16 protein-coding genes, 1 tRNA gene and 2 pseudogenes are annotated in these 19,213 nt (G+C 41.3%); 7 read left to right on the forward strand and 12 right to left on the reverse strand.

Annotated elements, in window-relative coordinates; all coding sequences use genetic code 11:
- Together IQ234_RS13585 and IQ234_RS13590 are read left to right on the forward strand one after the other, a co-directional pair.
- Window positions 1-398: pseudogene (locus tag IQ234_RS13585) on the forward strand (NgoFVII family restriction endonuclease); the annotation flags it as partial.
- A 386-nt stretch (window positions 399-784) separates the two neighbouring features.
- Window positions 785-2,539 (forward strand): annotated as a pseudogene (locus IQ234_RS13590) (DNA methyltransferase); the annotation flags it as partial.
- Window positions 2,540-2,570: 31 nt separating this feature from the next.
- Here IQ234_RS13590 and tnpA read toward each other — a convergent pair.
- Window positions 2,571-3,014: an IS200/IS605 family transposase gene (tnpA, locus tag IQ234_RS13595; RefSeq protein ID WP_002740761.1), complete on the reverse strand. Its 444-nt coding sequence runs from the start codon at window positions 3,012-3,014 to the stop codon at window positions 2,571-2,573.
- A gap of 256 nt (window positions 3,015-3,270) precedes the next feature.
- Between tnpA and IQ234_RS21825 the strand changes: the two genes are divergently transcribed.
- The gene (locus tag IQ234_RS21825; RefSeq protein ID WP_322743459.1) at window positions 3,271-3,648 is read left to right on the forward strand and encodes a hypothetical protein; all 378 of its coding nucleotides are present in this window, start codon (window positions 3,271-3,273) and stop codon (window positions 3,646-3,648) included.
- 83 nt (window positions 3,649-3,731) lie between these two features.
- Here IQ234_RS21825 and IQ234_RS13605 read toward each other — a convergent pair.
- Window positions 3,732-3,804 (reverse strand) — tRNA-Arg (locus IQ234_RS13605).
- Between the two features lie 57 nt (window positions 3,805-3,861).
- Here IQ234_RS13605 and surE point away from each other — a divergent pair.
- A complete protein-coding gene (gene surE / locus IQ234_RS13610) occupies window positions 3,862-4,674 on the forward strand; it encodes a 5'/3'-nucleotidase SurE (RefSeq protein WP_193957484.1) in 813 nt (270 codons plus the stop codon).
- Between the two features lie 47 nt (window positions 4,675-4,721).
- Window positions 4,722-5,306: a DUF3727 domain-containing protein gene (locus tag IQ234_RS13615; protein ID WP_193957485.1), complete on the forward strand. Its 585-nt coding sequence runs from the start codon at window positions 4,722-4,724 to the stop codon at window positions 5,304-5,306.
- A gap of 246 nt (window positions 5,307-5,552) precedes the next feature.
- Here IQ234_RS13615 and IQ234_RS13620 read toward each other — a convergent pair whose 3' ends face one another.
- From IQ234_RS13620 to IQ234_RS13635, 4 genes are all read right to left on the reverse strand, one after another.
- A complete protein-coding gene (locus IQ234_RS13620) occupies window positions 5,553-6,383 on the reverse strand; it encodes a metal ABC transporter permease (protein ID WP_110579137.1) in 831 nt (276 codons plus the stop codon).
- Between the two features lie 122 nt (window positions 6,384-6,505).
- Window positions 6,506-7,864: a thioredoxin-disulfide reductase gene (gene trxB / locus IQ234_RS13625; RefSeq protein ID WP_193957486.1), complete on the reverse strand. Its 1,359-nt coding sequence runs from the start codon at window positions 7,862-7,864 to the stop codon at window positions 6,506-6,508.
- A gap of 88 nt (window positions 7,865-7,952) precedes the next feature.
- Complete coding sequence (locus IQ234_RS13630; RefSeq protein ID WP_193957487.1) at window positions 7,953-8,723, reverse strand: HAD family hydrolase; 771 nt, start codon at window positions 8,721-8,723, stop codon at window positions 7,953-7,955.
- A 73-nt stretch (window positions 8,724-8,796) separates the two neighbouring features.
- Window positions 8,797-9,990 carry a hypothetical protein gene (locus IQ234_RS13635; RefSeq protein ID WP_193957488.1) on the reverse strand — a complete coding sequence of 398 codons (1,194 nt, stop codon included), beginning with the start codon at window positions 9,988-9,990 and terminating at the stop codon, window positions 8,797-8,799.
- 197 nt (window positions 9,991-10,187) lie between these two features.
- Between IQ234_RS13635 and IQ234_RS13640 the strand changes: the two genes are divergently transcribed.
- The gene (locus IQ234_RS13640; protein ID WP_193957489.1) at window positions 10,188-10,820 is read left to right on the forward strand and encodes a Uma2 family endonuclease; all 633 of its coding nucleotides are present in this window, start codon (window positions 10,188-10,190) and stop codon (window positions 10,818-10,820) included.
- A gap of 48 nt (window positions 10,821-10,868) precedes the next feature.
- Here the strand turns inward: IQ234_RS13640 and IQ234_RS13645 are convergent, their stop codons facing one another.
- Window positions 10,869-11,849 (reverse strand): ABC transporter ATP-binding protein, encoded by a 981-nt coding sequence (locus IQ234_RS13645; protein WP_193957490.1) that lies wholly within the window; start codon window positions 11,847-11,849, stop codon window positions 10,869-10,871.
- Window positions 11,850-12,129: 280 nt separating this feature from the next.
- Between IQ234_RS13645 and dacB the strand changes: the two genes are divergently transcribed.
- Window positions 12,130-13,020, forward strand: a complete 891-nt coding sequence (gene dacB, locus IQ234_RS13650) for a D-alanyl-D-alanine carboxypeptidase/D-alanyl-D-alanine-endopeptidase (protein ID WP_193957495.1) — start codon at window positions 12,130-12,132, stop codon at window positions 13,018-13,020.
- An 81-nt stretch (window positions 13,021-13,101) separates the two neighbouring features.
- On the opposite strand, the gene IQ234_RS13655 is transcribed toward dacB, so the two are convergent.
- The 5 genes from IQ234_RS13655 to IQ234_RS13675 all read right to left on the reverse strand — a co-directional run bounded on the left by IQ234_RS13655 (window position 13,102) and on the right by IQ234_RS13675 (window position 19,096).
- On the reverse strand, window positions 13,102-13,368 hold the full coding sequence (locus IQ234_RS13655) for a DUF6761 family protein (RefSeq protein WP_002739044.1): 267 nt from the start codon (window positions 13,366-13,368) through the stop codon (window positions 13,102-13,104).
- A 454-nt stretch (window positions 13,369-13,822) separates the two neighbouring features.
- Window positions 13,823-14,788: a M48 family metallopeptidase gene (locus IQ234_RS13660; protein ID WP_193957491.1), complete on the reverse strand. Its 966-nt coding sequence runs from the start codon at window positions 14,786-14,788 to the stop codon at window positions 13,823-13,825.
- Window positions 14,789-15,040: 252 nt separating this feature from the next.
- Window positions 15,041-17,176: a glycosyltransferase gene (locus IQ234_RS13665; protein WP_193957492.1), complete on the reverse strand. Its 2,136-nt coding sequence runs from the start codon at window positions 17,174-17,176 to the stop codon at window positions 15,041-15,043.
- Window positions 17,170-17,415 (reverse strand): hypothetical protein, encoded by a 246-nt coding sequence (locus IQ234_RS13670; RefSeq protein WP_193957493.1) that lies wholly within the window; start codon window positions 17,413-17,415, stop codon window positions 17,170-17,172. Before IQ234_RS13670 ends, IQ234_RS13665 begins: the two co-directional genes overlap by 7 nt.
- A gap of 55 nt (window positions 17,416-17,470) precedes the next feature.
- The gene (locus tag IQ234_RS13675) at window positions 17,471-19,096 is read right to left on the reverse strand and encodes a dipeptide ABC transporter ATP-binding protein (RefSeq protein ID WP_193957494.1); all 1,626 of its coding nucleotides are present in this window, start codon (window positions 19,094-19,096) and stop codon (window positions 17,471-17,473) included.
- Between the last annotated feature and the right edge of the window lie 117 nt (window positions 19,097-19,213).

Below are 19,213 nucleotides of genomic sequence, written 5' to 3' on the forward strand. Positions count from 1 at the left end.
CGGCCATTCCCCCCCATCCCCAACACCATCAATTAGTACAAAAAGGTACAGAATTAATTGCGGAGGAGGAAAACAACTCCGGATCTAAATTGGGACGATTGACGGGAGCAAAATTTAAGACCTACGAGCGCTTAAAAAGGTATTCTCAAGATAGTAAGGATGATCTATTTGCTCATGAGGATTTATGCAAGGCTCTCGACCAATTGTATCATTATCCCCTTAGACAGTCGGCTCTCGATCGCTTAAATCGTGGTTTAAGAACCGGCATCAGTGACCGACAATTGGCAGACTTACTGGTATCTTTATATAAAGATAACGATCTCTGCATTCTTCACCCACAAGAATCCACCCAAGAACCTCAGATTATTTGTTCCTTGGGTCTATTTCAACCTTCTTAAGTCCCCCTTATCAAGGGGGATTCAGGGGGATCTAACCAATTCAAGTCCCCTATCAAGGGGGATTCAGGGGTATCAAACCCAATTCAAGGGGGATTCAGGGGTATCAAACCCAATTCAAGGGGGATTTAGGGGGATCTAACCAATTCAAGTCCCCCTTATCAAGGGGGATTTAGGGGGATATAACCAATTCAAGTCCCCCAATTCAAGGGGGATTTAGGGGGATCAAACCCAATTCAAGGGGGATTTAGGGGGATATAACCAATTCAAGTCCCCCAATTCAAGGGGGATTTAGGGGGATCAAACCCAATTCAAGGGGGATTTAGGGGTATCAAACCTCCTGACTCCTAACCCTAACAACAATTTTTGATATTTCCAAGAGGTCTAGTATGTCCCTTAACTTCTCCCGGACTCGCGACTTATTATCTAACTTCCAATTTGGGGAACTGTTTATCGAGGAATTGGGATGGTCTCATCCTCGCGCAAAAAAAACTGTTAGTATCACCGTTGACAACCAAGAATACCCCTGTCAACGAATTGCGGAAGTGTCCGGAGTAGCAGTATTAGAGGTGACAACTACCGATATACCCGATGCGAAACTTCGTCGGGAAATTCACCAGCAAGTTATCGAAAGAATTGCCGAAAATCTGCTAATTTTCGTCGATGGGGGACGGACGCGCAGTTTATGGTACTGGGTAAAAAGAGAGGGAAGTAAAAGTTATATCCGTGACCATCTTTATATAAAAGGACAACCGGGAGATTTATTTCTCGGTAAACTAGCGGAATTAGTCCTCGATATCACCGACTTTGAAGATGGGGAACCCTCCGTGGTGGAGGTGGCCCATCGCTTACAAAAAGGTTTCGATATCGAAAAGATTACCAAGAAATTTTATCAGGAATTTCAGCGAGAGCATTTACAGTTCCTCCCCTTTATCCAAGGAATCGATCGAGAAAGCGATCGAAAATGGTACACTTCCGTTATTCTCAATCGTTTAATGTTCGTCTATTTCCTGCAGCGCAAGGGATTTATCGATAACGACTTCAACTATCTGCAAAACCAATTCCAAGCAAGTCAACGACGGGGGGAAAATTTATTCTATCGTCAGTTTCTGCAAACCCTCTTTTTCCAAGCATTCGCTAAACCGGAATACCAACGAGATGCGACAGTAACTGCATTGGTGGGAAAAGTCAAATATCTTAACGGAGGATTATTTCTCCAACATCCCCTCGAAAATATTTATCAAAACATTTGTATTGATGACCAAGCATTTGAGAATATCCTCGATTTATTCTCCCGTTACTCCTGGAATCTTGACGACACTCCGGGGGGAAGCGATGACGAAATTAACCCGGATGTTTTGGGATATATCTTTGAAAAGTACATCAACCAAAAAGCTTTCGGTGCTTACTATACCCGTCCGGAGATTACCGAATATCTCTGTGATAGGACGATTAATAAATGGATTGTCGAGAGAAGCAATCAACATTATCCCCGCAAACAATTTGCCAGTATTTCTGAACTACTAATCAATCTCGATTCTCCCCTCTGTCAGCTTCTGATTGAAGATATTCTTCCCCAGCTTTCTATTTTAGACCCTGCCTGTGGTTCTGGTGCTTTTTTAGTGGCTGCGATGAAGACATTAATCGCAATTTATAGCGCGGTAATTGGGACAATTGAACTACGGGGAGACAGTAAATTAAAACAGTGGTTAACAGAGGTAAGAAAATCCCATTCCTCCCTCGGATATTACATCAAAAAAAGAATTATTTCCGATAACCTCTACGGTGTCGATATCATGGAGGAAGCGACGGAAATCGCGAAACTGCGTTTATTTCTCGCTTTAGTTGCTGCCGCACAATCGGTGACAGAATTGGAACCCTTACCGAATATTGATTTTAATATCATGTCGGGAAATTCCCTCATCGGTTTAATTCGCGTGGACGGAAAAAGTTTTAATCTCATGCAAACCCTCACCGAGCAAAATTATCAGACAATTCTCGCGGAAAAAAATCGCAGTATTGAATTATACAAAGAACACGCTTTTCAGTTGGGAGAAGTACAGGGAACCCCCCAAGAAAACCGTCTCCAGATGTTACGCAATCACATCGAGGATGTCAACCGCGAATCGGTGCAGAAAATGAACTACCCCGCCGCAAGCGGACGGGGTATCAGAATCAAAATAGACTCAATTGTAGATTTTGGTGTAGCTGCAGGTATTCTTTATCTTGTTCTTTTACATATCTCGCTATCATACCTTCATCCCCATGCTTTCCTACCGTACTTGCGTAATATCCATCACTCCAAAACTCTCCTCCCCACAACTGCTTTTTCACTTGAGGACACTTTTTGAAAATTTCTCTCGCCGTTATACTTTTAATCATTGTCACTATCCTTGTCACACTATAGGTCGGTACTGATTGCACCAGAAAATGCACATGATCTTTATCCACTCCAATTTCTACAAACTTTATCTCGTATCGTTTTTCCATCTCTAGACAGACTTCTTTCAACAAGCTATCTACCTGTTCGTCGAAAACGGCTTTACGATATTTGGCTGGGAACACTAAATGATATAGCAAAACACTTACGTTATGGCTCTTATGGATGTATTCACTCATTTTTCTATTGTACGCCGCGAGCGGCGGGGAATTAGACCCGAAGAGATTAAAACGCGGTGAAGTCGATAAAGGTCAAATCTTAGACTATCAAACCTATCGTTTAGGATTTCGGTCAATTTCATCAAGTACAAACGAACGATCTTTAATTTCTAGTCTGATACCTAAATCAGTTTTTTGCGGAAATTCGTTATCTGTTAGTGAGTACGAACAAAATAATTTTCAAGAAAATGAGGCATTCAAATTTTTCATCGTTACCATGTTAAACAGCTTTTTAATTGATTGGATGCTTAGACAAAAAGTATCTGCTAATATTAATATGTTCTACATATATCAACTACCTATCCCTCGATTAAAAGAAGGAGATAAATACTTTCAGGAGATAGTAGAAAATGCCGCAAAATTGATTTGTACCACAGAAGAATTTGAGCAATTAGCGAAAGAAGTGGGGATAGGTTCCCATAAAAATGGAGTCACAGAAGAAGGAGCAAGAATGGCAATTAGAGCGAAATTAGATGCAATAGTCGCCCACTTGTATGAATTAAACCTAACAGAATTTCAACATATATTAACTACCTTTCCCCTCGTCCCCGAAAGCGTCAAAACTGCCACCCTCAAAGCTTACCAAACCCTCTAAGGGAATTAGGAATTAGGAATTATGAATTGGGAAGTAGGGAAATTGAACTAAAACCCCATAAACCCCCAACCTACATTACTGAACGAGTACGGAGGGAGTCGAACCCCCGACACCCAGGACCGGAACCTGGTGCTCTATCCTCTGAGCTACGTACCCACGATAAAATACTATTACATCATACCACTAGCCGGCGCAGTAGAGCAGAAATTTCCCATGACTAGCGATCGCTCTTTAAAATTACTTATCAGTAACGATGACGGCATTTCCGCGCTAGGAGTCCGCACCCTTGCTAACACCCTCGCTACTGCGGGTTATCAAGTCACCGTAGTTTGTCCCGACGGCGAGCGCTCTGCCACCGGTCATGGCTTAACCTTACACCATCCCATCCGGGCCGAACAGGTGGAAGGAATTTTTCATCCGGATGTGATTGCCTGGTCCTGCTCGGGAACTCCCGCCGATTCGGTAAAATTTGCCCTTAGTGCCGTCCTCAAAGAGCGTCCCGATTTAGTTTTAGCTGGCATTAACCACGGGTCTAATCTCGGCACTGATATCCTCTATTCTGGAACGGTTTCCGCGGCCATGGAGGGATTAATCGAAGGTATTCCCAGTATTGCTGTTAGTCTGGCTAGTTTTAAAGCCTGTGATTTCCAACCGGCTGCGGATTTTGCCCTCAAGTTAGTCAGGAAAGTTACCCTTAACCCTTTTCCTGTTCCCACTTTACTCAATGTTAACGTCCCTCCGGTTAGTAGTGCCGAAATCAAGGGAGTGAAAATCACTAGGCAGGGATTGCGACGCTACGAGGAAACCTTCGAGAAAAGACTGGACCCCAGGGGTAAAAGTTATTACTGGTTAATCGGGGAAGTGGTGGAAGATATCGAACAACCGGACTACAGCCATTTACCCCCGCAAGTGCCTACGGATGTGCGCGCTATTGGCGAGAATTTTATCACCATCACGCCCCTACAATACAATTTAACTGATGTGCAGGGGTTTCAACATTTGCACCGGAATTCTTGGTTTGATTGAGGAGCATCTCATGATATTCTGATTCAATCAGTAGCGTTTGAGAGCCTATGTCCCCATCTCAATTTAATTTTCAAGAAAACGAACTCGAAGAAGCGGATGTCATAACCCTCTGGGATGAGCAAGGTCGATCGCTAGACTGTTATATTGAGAATGCCTATGAAACCGATGACCTTACCTATATGCTTCTTGTCCCCGTGGATACCCCGGTGATGATACTAGCTTGGGATGAGGAATCGGAGGAAGAAGAATCTGATGCCTTCTTAATCGAAGATAGCGAGGAAATCGAGCGAATTTTCGCCGATGCTAAGGCAGTTTTAGCCGAATTAGACCTATTGCTCAAACCCACTGCTCACACCTTAACTGTTAGTGGTGAATTACCGCCCCTAGAAGAAGATAATGTTCTCAGTTTAGAAATCGATAGCGATGAACCCTCCTCGTCATCAGAGCCGGAAGAATTGCAATTTCTCGCCAGTTTCTTTTCCGAAGACCAAAAATACTCGATTTACAGTCCCCTTGCTCCTTTGTTATTCTTAGCTGTCGGTGATGGGGAAGGGAAAGTTGAATTAGTTTCCCCCGATGATGACGGTATGGGACCGATTCTAGAGGAACTTTTGTTTGATGAACTCGATTAATCAGATGATTTTACCAAATCCGCTGACCAAAATTGTTGATAAATCTAGTCACAGTATATCTTTCGGGATTTCATCATCATCGTGATTAAAACGGATTTGGTATTTTTTCTTTAAATTAGGGCGTTTCTCATAAAGATGAAGTATAAACTAATTTGCTATTGACAACCGGCTCCTGTCTCCCCAAAATAAAAACCTCATACCTCACTATTAAGATAAATGCTATATCACCACAACTACGGGAGAGCTTTAAAGATTAGCTATTTTTCTGGTGATAGTGAGGATGAAAGGTTTCCAAGCAAGACTGATTAAATAACCCAATCCTGCCACTAAAATAATTGTCGCCCCCGAGGTGAGATTTAAACTATAGGATAACCATAAACCAACTAAAGTAAAGACAATTCCTAAAATAATCGCTAGGATCATCATTCCCTTCATATTTTTAACAAATTGTCCACTGATAGCGGCGGGAATAGTTAACAAAGCAATCACCATAATTAATCCTACCACCTGCATTACTGCCACAATAGTTAAAGCGGTTATTCCCATTAAACCTAAATAAATTATCTCCACGGGAATATTACGAATAATCGCAAAGGTTTCATCAAAAGATATGGCTAACAACTCCTTATAAAAGATACTAACTAAGGTGATAATTAATATATCTATGGCTGCCATTATCCATAAATCATCCCTCGGTACAGTTAAAATACTACCAAAAAGATAACTCATTAAATCAGCTTTATAACCGGGGGTTAAATCAATAAAAATTACCCCAATCGCCATACCAATTGCCCACATCACCCCGATTAAAGTATCAGATCTCTCCCGGATGCGACGTTGTAAAAATCCCATGCCTAAAGCCGAAAAAAAGGTAAAAAATATCGCCCCCACCACAGGATTAATCCCAAAAAAATAACCGATTCCTATCCCTCCATAGGCAGCATGAGCGATTCCCCCACTGATAAAAACCACACGATTAACTACTACCAAAGTACCCACAATCCCACAGGCAATACTAACTAATATTCCCGCAGCAATCGCATGGCGCATAAAATCAAATTGTAAGGCCTCTAGCATAGGGAATTATGAATTATGAATTATGAATTATGAAATTGGGTGTGGGGTGTAGGGAGCTTTTTCAGTAAACAGTAAACTAAAAACTCACATCTGATAACTGATAACTGATAACTGATAACTGATTATTGATAACTCTCAATTACTTGACGAAAATCGCTTTTTTGTTTGACTCCGCGCATTTCCTTGACTAATTCCCGATCCTTAAAGAATTGTACCGTGGGAGTCCCAGTTACTTGACCCATTTTGGCAATTTCTGGGTCAGCTTCGATGTCAATTTCCACAAAATAAATTTTGCCATCGTACTCATCGACCACTTTATCTAAAATCGGTTTCAGGGTTTTACAGGGGCCACAGGTGGGAGAAACATATTTTACCATTAACAAGCGATCGCCGTCGTGGAATAATTTCCGCAAAGCATAACCCCCAACGTGACGGGTTTTGTGAATATCAAAAGTCTCCTCCGTATCGGCCGGGGTTTCGCTAACGGTTTTCGTCTCGTAATGTTCAGAAGTTGCCGATTGACGGTATTCTTGGATTAAATTATGCTCCGATAACCATCTTTCTGCCAATAACGCCGCCATACAACCCGTACCTGCGGCAGTGATGGCCTGACGGTATTCGTGGTCCTGCACGTCTCCTGCGGCAAAAACCCCCTCGACGCTGGTAGCAACAGTCCCCGGTTTGACTTTCACATAACCCACCTCGTCTAATTCTAGTTGTCCTTGGAATAGGGAAGTATTGGGAGTGTGACCGATGGCATAAAATAACCCTCTAACGGCTAATTCACTGATTTCTCCCGTTTGCGAGTTTTTAATGCGTAATCCTGCCATTTTACTGCCTGTACCGAACACATCCACCGCTTGGGTGTGAAAATGAACGGTAACTTTCGGATTATTTAACACCCGGTCCTGCATTGCTTTCGAGGCACGCATCGCTTCCCCGCGAATTAATAAATGGACGTGGGAGCCGTATTTAGTTAAATATACGGCTTCTTCTGCCGCCGAGTCACCGCCACCAATGACAGCGAGGTTTTCCTCTCTAAATATCGGTGTAGCACCGTCACAGATAGCACAAGCGGAAATGCCGTTACTCCAGAATTGGGCCTCGCTGGGTAATCCTAAGCGTTTGGCAGTGGCTCCCGTGGCGATAATAATACTATTGGCCTTAACTTCCCGGTCCGTGGAACGAATGATAAAAGGACGCTGACTTAAATCCACCGAGATAACATCTTCGGTATAGCATTGGGTCCCCCATCTTTCGGCCTGTTCCTTCATTCTTTCCATCAGTTTCGGACCGGTGATTCCTTCGGGAAAACCGGGGAAATTTTCTACTTCTGTGGTGGTCATCAATTGTCCCCCCGGAATGCCTCCCGCTTGGAAACCCTCAAACATCAAGGGTTTTAAGTTCGCACGCGCCGCATAAATCGCCGCTGTATATCCCGCGGGTCCCGAACCAATAACGACTAAATTTTCGACAGTCATAACCGTAAATGCAACTCATAACGACTACGCTTTTTAGTATAGCAGCATCAGTTACCGGTTATCTGTGTAATATTCCTCGTTACTGACTCTACCAGTGGGTGAAGTCTGCCGCAAATTGAGATAGGGATAACAGCTTAATGCGGGTATCTTGAGCGACTTTTTGGCGCATTTGAGCGGTATTATATCCCCAATCGGCTAAATATAAGCCCACATCGTTTAAATCTGCTTGTTGCTCCACTAATTCCAACGCATCGAGACGATCCTCGACAAACCACAAATTAGCGGGAGATTCCGGTAAATCAGCTAGTATTTGCTGAATAGTGACGTATTTTGGCTGTTTGATTTCCTTGCCAATTAATCTCGCTTCTGGAAAATTAATTGCTACTTTTTGTAACAATTGCTTGACAAAACGACTTTCTTTGGTAGTGATGATATAAACCAAAAAATCCGAGTCTAAAAGAGAGGCTAGACGATCGATCGCGGGTTGATAAAATTGATGTAAAGTTAACCAAGAGTCTAGATCCGACTCAATCCATCGATCCCGAAGACCATCGAGAGCATTTGAGAGAACTTTTTTCGCTATTTTCTCCCTTTCTAGCAGATTTTGCCGAATTGACGGCCAATTATTTAAAGCTTCCTCGTCGGGAATACCGAGAACGAGCGATCGCAACAGTAAAGGCATTTCCCAACCAGTTTCGATAACGGGACGAAGTTGCGAAAACCTCGGGAAAAAATCCTCGGGAATTATTTCCGGCCAAAGGGTTTCATAGGTGCGTTTGCTAATCTGAAAATACTCGATCATGCCATCACAAAGAACACCATCAAAATCGAGTGCTAGAATGCGGGGGGATTGATTCATAAATGCTGGTTTAATCTCAATAATGGCAGTATAGCGCAGGGAAAATTAAAAAATTGTCTGGTACATCATGCTATTAGCTATTCTTGGCTTCATCGTTGACATAACATAGATGTCTGATGATTTCTGTAACAGAATTTTTCAATCCCTCTACATGAATCCAGCCCACATATACAGCATATACGATATTTTGGTGATTGTCCTGTATATAAACATGATGGACACGATATATATCTGAGCTTAAATAAATATAACCACTGGCATCTTTAAATTTACCTTCTAGTAATATTTTTTCTTTTAAAGGTTTCATTTTTACCATATCTTTAGTCACTCCAGATATTTTGGCTATTCTTTCTATGGCAATATCAACACAAGTGTTATTACTGTAACTATTACCCTGATTATAATCCTGCTGACCGAAATAAATTGTCTCTACGATATTTTTAGCCACTTTATCTGATGTTAGGTAATAAGTATGAGCATTAAGGGAATTCAAGACAACGGCAGCAATTTCTACAGAATCAAAAATATTGCCAGTCGCTTCTAGATAATAATCGCTCATTAAAATCTTGGATACATCGGTTATAGAATCAAAAAGAGGACGAATTGGATAAGCGATAATATCGGAGGAATTGATCAGATTATTCCAGAGCAAACGCTGACTTTGATGCTGGCTAATAAATTTTTCAATTTGATTGGTATCAATGCCTAAAGTTAAATTTAAAAATGGGATCGGTGAACCCATTGTTGTCACACTAGATAGGGAAAGTTTGCCCCGTTCTTTACCGATAAGATCACGAATTTTATGAGCGGGATCCTGAGGATCAAAACGCTCAGAAAATAACAGATCCCAAAGGATTACAGTACCCAAAGAATGCGCGACTATATGTAATTCGCTTTCCTGGGGATAAGCTTGAACAAGATCGATTAATTGATCGGCAATAATGCGGCGAATTTGTTTTCCTCGATCGCTGCCTAAATAGCTAAATGCGTCACCGATAAAATAAGATAAATACTCTTTTCTAAAATTTTGATAGCGAAAGGATTGCTCGGGATTAAAATTACTATTTTTCTGTTTTTGTGTCTGTAATTCTTGGTCAATATCTCGCCATAATTTTTCGGTTCCTTTGAGAACATTTCCCCAAAATCCTGCATAACAGTGGGGAATCGCCAGATTTTTGCGTTTACATTCTTCTTCAATTAGTTTAATTAATTTATTGGCATAACTAGCGTCTCTTGTGGCCACTCCATGAATAAAGTAAATAAGCATATAGATTTATCTCAATAAGCGTTGATCGGAATCTCTCACCTTCTTAATATACCCTTCTAGCTTCAGAAAAATATCAGGATGGAGCGAGATATAGTAATGCACAAGTTATCCTATTTGTCAAGATTTTTGTACTAATTGCTATATAATACAAATGCCCGCTATTATAGAATTATATTTTTCCCTTTTAACTTAGTCTTATGGTTTCGCAACTAGATAAAACTAACGTCACTAAAATTATCTACCCCGATAGCGATAGTCAACCCATGGCCGATAATACCTTGCAATTTCGTTGGATTACGACAATTAAAACTAATTTAGACTGGCTATTTCGCGAGCAGTCTGATGTCTTTGTTGCGGGGGATTTACTTTGGTATCCCGTGGAAAATGATAATAAACTGCGTCAAGCGCCGGATATCATGGTGGTTTTTGGAAGACCAAAAGGGGAAAGAGGTTCCTATCGACAATGGCTAGAAAATAACATTAGTCCCCAGGTAGTTTTTGAAATCCTCTCTCCGGGTAACACCCTCACGGAAATGGCTAAAAAACAGCTATTTTATGACCGTTATGGGGTCGAGGAGTATTATCTTTATGATCCCCATAAAAATGATGCCAGTGGTTGGATAAGAGGCGAAAATCAGCTAGAAATTCTGGAAACTCTCGATAATTGGGTTAGTCCCCGTTTAGGCATTCGTTTTCAGTTGGGAGAACCGGAAATGTTGCTTTTTTATCCCGATGGACAAGCTTTCACCAGCTATAACGAGGAAAAACAACGAGCGGAAAGATTAGCCAATAAACTGCGGGAATTGGGCATTAATCCTGACCAAATCTGAGAGGATGTTTCTTGGCTACTATTAAAAACGGATTTGCTCTGGGAGTGCCTATTGACTAGAGGCAATACCGCGCTGACGTAATTGGTCGATAAAAAATTCTTCCAGGGAAGCACGAGCTAAATTAAGACTAATCAAGCGAGCATCCATACTAGACAGGGCAGCCAGAAAAGCATCGGGTTCTCCCTGTAATTGTCCGTGCCAACAATTATCGCGCCAATGCAAACCGAGGAGCCATTGCTGTAGTTGCTCCTCCCTACCACCTTGAACAATCACCTGATAGACATCAGCACGACCGAGAATTTGATCGAGGGAACCGACACAGAGTAATTCTCCCCGGGCCAACAGGGCAATGCGATCGCAAATTTGTTCCACATCGGAGAGAATATGAGAGTTAAAAAAGATGGTTTTCCCCTGTTGTTTGAGGGAGTGAATAATTTCTCGCACCTGATAGCGACCGATAGGGTCCAGTCCCGACATCGGTTCATCGAAAAAGACTAATTCGGGATCATTGATTAATGCTTGAGCTATACCGATCCGTTGCGTCATACCCTTAGAATATTGACGCAATTGTTTTTTCTGGGCAGTTTTGCGGTCTAATCCCACTAAATCCAATAATTCAGGAATGCGTTTTTTCTGCACAGAAGAGGGAATTTGAAAAATGCCGCCGATTAATTGTAGGAATTCCCAGCCGGTGAGATAGTCGTAGTAGTAGGCATTTTCGGGAAGATAGCCGATGCGTTGCCTGACCGAGCGATCGCCAATTGGCTGACCGAGAATCAAGGCCCGTCCAGAAGTGGGTCGGACAATCCCCAAAAGGGTTTTTAAGAGCGTGGTTTTGCCGGCCCCGTTCGGGCCTAATAATCCAAAGGTTTCGCCCTCATGGACAATTAAAGTACAGTTTTTCAAGGATTCGATTTTTTTATTTAACCAGAATCCTGTCCGATAAGTTTTTTGTAAGTTGAACGTCTCTAGCACAGTTTGACGGCTGGTATTCGTCATTGTTTTGGAGTCATCTGAGACAGAATACATGGGTCTGATATCCCTTTTCCGATACTTTGCTTTTATTATCCCCAAATTGTCAGCAGCAATGTCAACAGTATCAAAATAGCCCGGTTTTGGAACCCAGAAAAATTCCAACCGGTCTTGAGAAGCGGTATCAGTGCAGTTCCGGGCTATTGCCAGCTTTCTTCTCTGGCATTGCCGAAAATTAGCCGCTAAAATCTGTTAGAAAGGTAACTTTGACACTGGAGCGGCAACTGGTACAATAGGGCGAACGCTTATGGAAACCAGACTCTTACACAAACACAGCATGAAACAACTCCTCAATTGCCTTAATTCCCTGACAGTGGCCAGTGTAGCCACTATCGCCTTAGCCTACCCTGGCATCGCTCAAGTTAATCTGTCTGTTTATCCCGCTCCTTCCTCGTCGAACGAATCCATCGAATTATACGTTCCCCCGCCAGAAAACAATAACACCAATAATAATACCTGTACTCAATTGATTGGGGCAAATATCGATAAAATTATCGGTCAAGCTCCCAATCAGTGGGGTATATTAATCGAATCTATCGATCGCCAAACGGTCATTTATAGTCATAACGCCGATCGCTATTTTATCCCTGCTTCTAATACAAAGTTATTTACCACGGCTGCCGCTTTACAAGCGATGAACCCGGAAACGACAATTCAAAAAAAATCCCTGCGCGATTGGGTGAATATCACTAATCAGAGAAGTAATAATTTCTACGCTGAAACTCTTTTTCGCTTTATTGGCGGTTCTAAAAATGTTACTGCCATCTTGGCACAATTGGGCATCAATCCCAGTGGTTTTCGTTTAGCTGATGGTTCGGGATTATCCCGTCGTAATACTGCTACTCCCCGCTCGATCGTGGAAATTTTGCGGGTGATGTATTATTCTCCTAATCGCGACACTTTCTATGCTTCCTTACCAGTGGCGGGAATTAGTGGCACCCTGAGAAACCGAATGCGTCAGACGGCCGCTACTGGCACAGTTTACGCTAAAACTGGCACTCTTACCGGTGTGCGGGCCCTATCCGGTTATCTAGAAAACCCCAACCAAGAACCGATGTTATTTAGCATTATCGTTAATAATCAACGGGTTTCCGGACAGGCTCTGGTGAAAGCGATCGATACTATTGTCCTACAGATGACCCAATCTCGTTCCTGTCAAGCTCAGTAAATCTCTCGTAAAAATCCCCAACTGTCCTGATCAGCTGTCCGCGCATTTAAGTTGCTTGTGGAGATGAGGCAAGACTAAAGGTTAATAATAGCCATAATCTGCTTCAGTTTGGGTTTGGGTTTGGGGGGAGAGATATTCAAAATTAGAAGGATCTCGCAGAAAACGAAATATTTCTTCTTCGAGACGATGAATCAGATAGGGTTCTATGGAACTAGAATCGCGTAAACAGGCTAAATAGCCTTCAACATATAGCCGGATCTCATCAAAACGCGAGCCACGGTGCCAAAGATCCACCATGTCATCGGTTAGTCTTTGATAGTAACGAATGGATTGGGTATCTTGGAGCATGGGCAGTAGAACAAAAAAAAGAGAGTGGGGGTAAGTGTGTATAGATAATACTAGGGAGAATTGCTATTCTTGGTCTCCCCTATCTCTATTGTACCGACCAAATCGCCAAAACACAGACGAGCGCATTTTCAGTGATCAGTAATCAGTAATACTAAATCCGTTAAGTATAGGCTAGTTATGAGGAGAGGCAAAAGGCAAGAGGCACTCATGCAAAAGGGAGAATAAATAATCAGTTTTTAATAACCAGATTTAGTATAAACAGTAAGCGCTGGAACAGAGAGAGGAAGTTTGAGCATTTGTACTAAAATTTTCAATACATAGTTTAAATGCAGTACAGCTTATCAATCAGGAAAACTAATAGTTAGGGTTTGCTGGTTGCTCACCAGTTTTTCTCCCCCCGCTCGACTTTTTCCGCTAATTTGGCTGATTTGGCTGAGTTATGGGCTGTTATAGATTATTCACGGTTTCTTTGTCTTTTTGCCCGTTCAATTTCTGCTTGTAGTTCTGCTATTTGTCGCTGCAATCTTTCGCTTTCGCTATCATTAGCATCAACATTAATTGAGCTTTTTACCCCTGTTTTGGCATAGTTTCCCCGGCGAATTTGACGATAGGATTCCGAGTTAAACCATTGCTGTAGATACTGGACTCTTTCCACGGAAAAAGGATGGGTTAAAAAGGAACCATTACCGCCATTGTAAATGAGAAATTTATAAATCTGGTTTAAGTTATCTTGGTCTAATTGTCGGTAGGCTTCCCCTTGGCGAATAAATTCTTCTAAGTTGCATTCATGCAGATATTTTTGACTTCCTCCCGCACATTTCATTAAAGTTCTCAGGACTAAATTTAAATCATCGGTGACTAATAAAGCGGCTCTGTCTGCTGATAATTCGGCTTTTCTGCGCCATTCATAAAAGGCATAAACTAGACCAGTAGTAATGGCTTTTCCTAGTCCTAAAGTGATGTCTCCAAGAAAATTAGCCGCCCCCATCACCCAAAAAGACATTTGAATTAAAATACTATGATCGCATTTTAAATGACCTAATTCGTGGGCAAGAATTACCCGAATTTCTTCTTCATCTAAGAGGTCTAAAAGGGCAGTATTAAAGACTATATAAGGATGTTCCGAACCCAAAGAATAGGCATTGGCTAAAGGGTTTTGAGTGACATAAAGATTCGGTTCTGGGGACATATCTAAATCCCGCAGACATTGGCGATATATACCGTATAAAGTAGCATATTGACGCGGGCCAACTTTTAAATCATTGCCCATTAATAAAATTTGCTGGGGACGTTCATAGAGATATTCGGAAAAACTTTTCGCTAATAAGTCAAACCCCGGAACTGATCTTAAGGTCTGTTCAGCTTGCTGATCTAGAGGATGTTTAAAAGCTTGACTGGAGATATCAGGATAAGTCGGCATATTTTTTCAAGGGGAAAGGAAAAAGGAAAAAATAATAATTCAGTCGTTAATCAGACATAAACTGGTATTAATTGCCAAGTTTTTTAGATTTTCTTGCCAACTTTTTCGAGAGAAATGAGGGGTTATAGTCGGGAACTACTTCTAGAAAACTCCGACTTTCTCAATAGGTTTTTAATTCTGAAAAATTGCGGATTCTAGAGTTGATTTCGGTGACATAGAATAGACCTCTGGGAGAAGTGAGCTTTTTTCTTGTTAACTATCTTTAGCAATAATTCCTAGATTAGATAACAAAGCTTGTAGGTTAGTTTGCACGGTAGCGGGTTGGTATCTCTTAATAGTTTCTAGGGAATTATCAGCGAGTTTTTGCCACAATTTCATATTATCATAGAGTTCGATCACTGCTTGGGCAAATTCCTCGGCAGTATCGGCAATTAAAACATCCTGGTGGTCAATTAATCCCATACCTTCGGCACCAATTTTTGTGGTAATAGTGGGTAATCCTAGGGAAAGACTTTGACCTATTTTACCCTTCATTCCCGCACCAAATCGCAGGGGAGCAACAAAAATACGACTCTCTTGAAAATAGGGTTCTACTTCGGGAACATAACCGGTGACAATTACTTGATCATTGGCTAATTCTTTCACTTCATCCTTGAGGTTACTTCCCAATAAATTAACGATAATGTCAGGACGGGATGCCCAAACTAAGGGCATAATTTCTAAACATAACCACTTAACTGCATCAATATTAGGAGGGTGATTGTAGCTACCAATAAATACTAAACCCGATCGCTGGTCAAAAGCAACTTTTTCTGACAGGAAAATTTCTTCATGGATATTGGGGATTACCCAAACATTTTTCACTCCTAAAGAGGATAAAACCTGCTTTTCGTCTTCCGTTACTACCACGGTTGCTTCCGCTTGATTAGCATAGTTTAACTCTAATTTCTGATAGGTTTCCCAACTCCAGCTAGTATTTTGGTAACTGGGATCGAGATAGTCTTTTTGCCGTTTTAAACGTAGAAAATGCAGGTCAATTGTATCATAAATAATTGGCACTTTTGTTTTTAAGCGAATTAAGTCCATATACTTATCGCACAATTCGGGACGACACAACCAAACTCCATCTATCAGGGGTAAATATTTGATTAATTTTTCTTCTAGATTATATCTTTGCGCTGTGCCATAAATAACTTCAATTCCTAGCTGCTGCAGGACGGAAGTATAGGGTTGTTCAGGATAGCCATTATCGGGAAAGAAAATCACTGAATAGCCTAAATTGAGCAGTAGCTTAAGAATATTTAATAAACGCACACAGCCGGATTCTCGATCGTATAGTGGAACGTAGGAGTCAATGACTAAAATTGTCGGGTTTCCTTGTAAACGTCGGGCAGCTTTGGGGACATTATTAGCATCGTTATCTAGGTGTTTAGTTAATACCTTTGACCATTTTTCTCGAAACTTAGTTTGATTAATCACTTGATATTGTTTAATCCCACTGGAAAGGTCTGTTCCCGAGGTGATTCCTTCGTAGTGAATAACGTTAGATTGGGGTTGATAGAGGACTTGATAACCCAATTCTCGGATGGCAAAACATAAGTCTGTATCTTCGTAATATGCGGGGATAAAGTCTTGACAAAAACCACCTAATTGCTTAAATAAGTCCGTAGGAACTAATAAACTGGCCCCCGAACAATAGTCCACGGGACGCACATAATTATATTCTGGTTCATCGGGACTATCTAAGCGTCCATAATTCCAACCATCGGCAGAATTCCAGATAATTCCCCCCGCTTCTTGTTGTTTACCATTAGCATAAATTAACTTAGAACCCACCGCACCAACTTGGGGATTATTGACGATTAATTTCAATAAACTTTCTAGACAATTTTCCAGAATACGAGTGTCATTATTGAGAAAATATAGGTATTGACCTTTTGCTTGACTAGCTCCATAATTACAGGAGCGAATAAAACCAGAGTTCTCCGCATTAGTTAATACTTTAATTCCTTTAACTAAAGTGGCTAATTGTTCTAAAGTTTCATCAGTGGAAGCATCATTAACGATAATTACTTCATAAGCTAAATCAGGACTTAGGTTAATACTTAAGGATTCCAAACAGTTAAAGGTGTAGGCAAATTGGTTATAAGCAGGAATAATAATTGAGACTAAAGGATCATCACTACTGGCAATTTCTAGGGGTCGCGGTTCAGCTAGTTTAGCACTTTCGATCACCTGTTCTTCAAATTCAGAGGAACTCTTTCCCGTGAGAATTTTAATGATTTTTCGTTTCGTCTTTTTGAGTGCTGGTTTCCATCCTTCCTCTTGGAGACTAAAGACAAATTTTTTCAGCAGTTTTTTGACTTTGAAAATAATCATTATTACCATAAATACTCCTCTAGAGAAACCCAATCTTGTGCTAAATTTAAATCTCTTTCTGCTCTAACAATAGCTCCTTCCTTTAATTGTTGCTTGAGGTAGTTTCTCGGTGGTTCCATAATATATAATTTAATCGCTTCATTAATTAAATTATTATATTCTTTTTCAGGATAATCACTACTCGCCAACCATCGATCGAGAAGTTGTATAGTATCTTCAGGGAGAGTTATCTGAAGCTGTCTGGCCATTTTGTCTTTCCTAACCATATCTAGATGATAACAATTATAAACCCCTAGAGCGATTTTAGTTGCTGTCGGGATAAATTCTCGGGGCTGCGGCGATTAATTTTTGGGTGTAGGGGTGTTGGGGATGGCTAAAAATCTGTTCAGTGTCACCCATTTCAACTATTTTACCCGCAGTCATCACCGCAATTCGATCGCAGAGGAATCTCGCTAACCAAAGATCATGAGTTATAAATAAATAAGTGAGATTAAATAACTTTTGTAACTCTAACATTAACTCTAAAACCTGTGTCTGGACACTAGCATCGAGCATACTAACCGGTTCATCACAAATAACTAATTCCGGACGAGTAATTAAAGCGCGAGCAATGGCTACTCTTTGCTGTTGTCCCCCCGATAACTCCCTAGGATAGCGTCGATAAAATTCCTCTACCGGTGTCAAACCGACTCGATCTAACATTTCTAAAACCTGTTTTTTTGCCGTTTCTAGACTAACTTTTTGATGGATCAAAAGCGGATCGGCAATACTTTCCCCCACCGTCATTAGAGGATTGAGACAAGCGAGGGGATCCTGGAAAATCATCTGCATTAAGCGCCGTTTGGGACGCATTTTTTCCCCCGACAAAGGGGTTAAATCTTCTCCTAAAAATTCCACTTTTCCCCCGGTGGGTTTAATTAACTGTAATAGGGTTCGCGATAGGGTACTTTTCCCACACCCCGATTCCCCAACTAAACCGAAGATTTCCCCTCGATACAGTTCAAAATTGACTTCATCCACTGCTTTAATAAATTTCTTTTCTTTTTTGAAAAAACTATCTAAAAAGTTACCTTCTAGGGTATAATACTGTTTTAAATTATCTACCTTTAACACCGTTTCTTTGCCTTGAATTGCTGTTGATTTTTCCTCCCGTAACTGTAGGTGTAAAGCAGCGGCTAAAAGAGAACGGGTGTAGGGGTGTTGAGGTGTATTAAAAACTGTTTTTACCGCTCCCGATTCGACAATTTTGCCCCCCTTCATTACCGCTAATTGATCGCAATATTCTCCCACCATCGCTAAATCATGGGAAATTAACAATAATCCCATCTCTTCCTCGCTACATAAACGCTTTAATTCCCGCAGAATTTCCGCCGAAACTGTCACATCTAAACTGGTGGTAGGTTCATCGGCAATAATTAACTTAGGGTTTAATAATAAAGCTAAAGCAATAGCCACTCTTTGCCGCATTCCTCCGCTAAATTCGTGAGGATATTGAGACCAACGATTAGCGGGAATTTTTACTTTTTCTAGGACAGTACAAGCTTGATTTTTAGCTTGACGATAGGTTAAATTTCGTCGATGAGCTTGCAAAGTTTCCACACAATGATCGCCAATAGTCATCAGCGGATCCAGTCGCGTCATCGGATCTTGAAACACTAATCCCACCGCTTCCCCGCGAAACTTTTCTAACTGTTTGTTAGACAAAGATAAAAGCGATCGCCCTTCAAATTTAATCTCACCTTCCACGTGAGTGTGATTGGGTAATAACCTTAAAATAGCCTTACCAATGGTCGATTTTCCACAACCAGATTCACCCACTAATCCCAGAGTTGCCCCTTTGCCTATACTAAAAGATACCCCATCGATCGCCCAGGAGCGAGAACTTAATTCGGTCGGGTAGGCAATTTTTAGGTCTGTAATTTCCAACATGACGCGATCGGTAACGATAAAAGTTAGGACTTAAGTAAGTAGTTATAATTAAATCGAAGAGAGATTTTGCCTCTGATCCCCCCTGCCCCCCTTGATAAGGGGGGTGCGGATCCCCCC

Origin of the sequence: Microcystis aeruginosa LEGE 91341, from assembly GCF_015206885.1 — a bacterium.
GTDB lineage: Bacteria > Cyanobacteriota > Cyanobacteriia > Cyanobacteriales > Microcystaceae > Microcystis > Microcystis aeruginosa_H.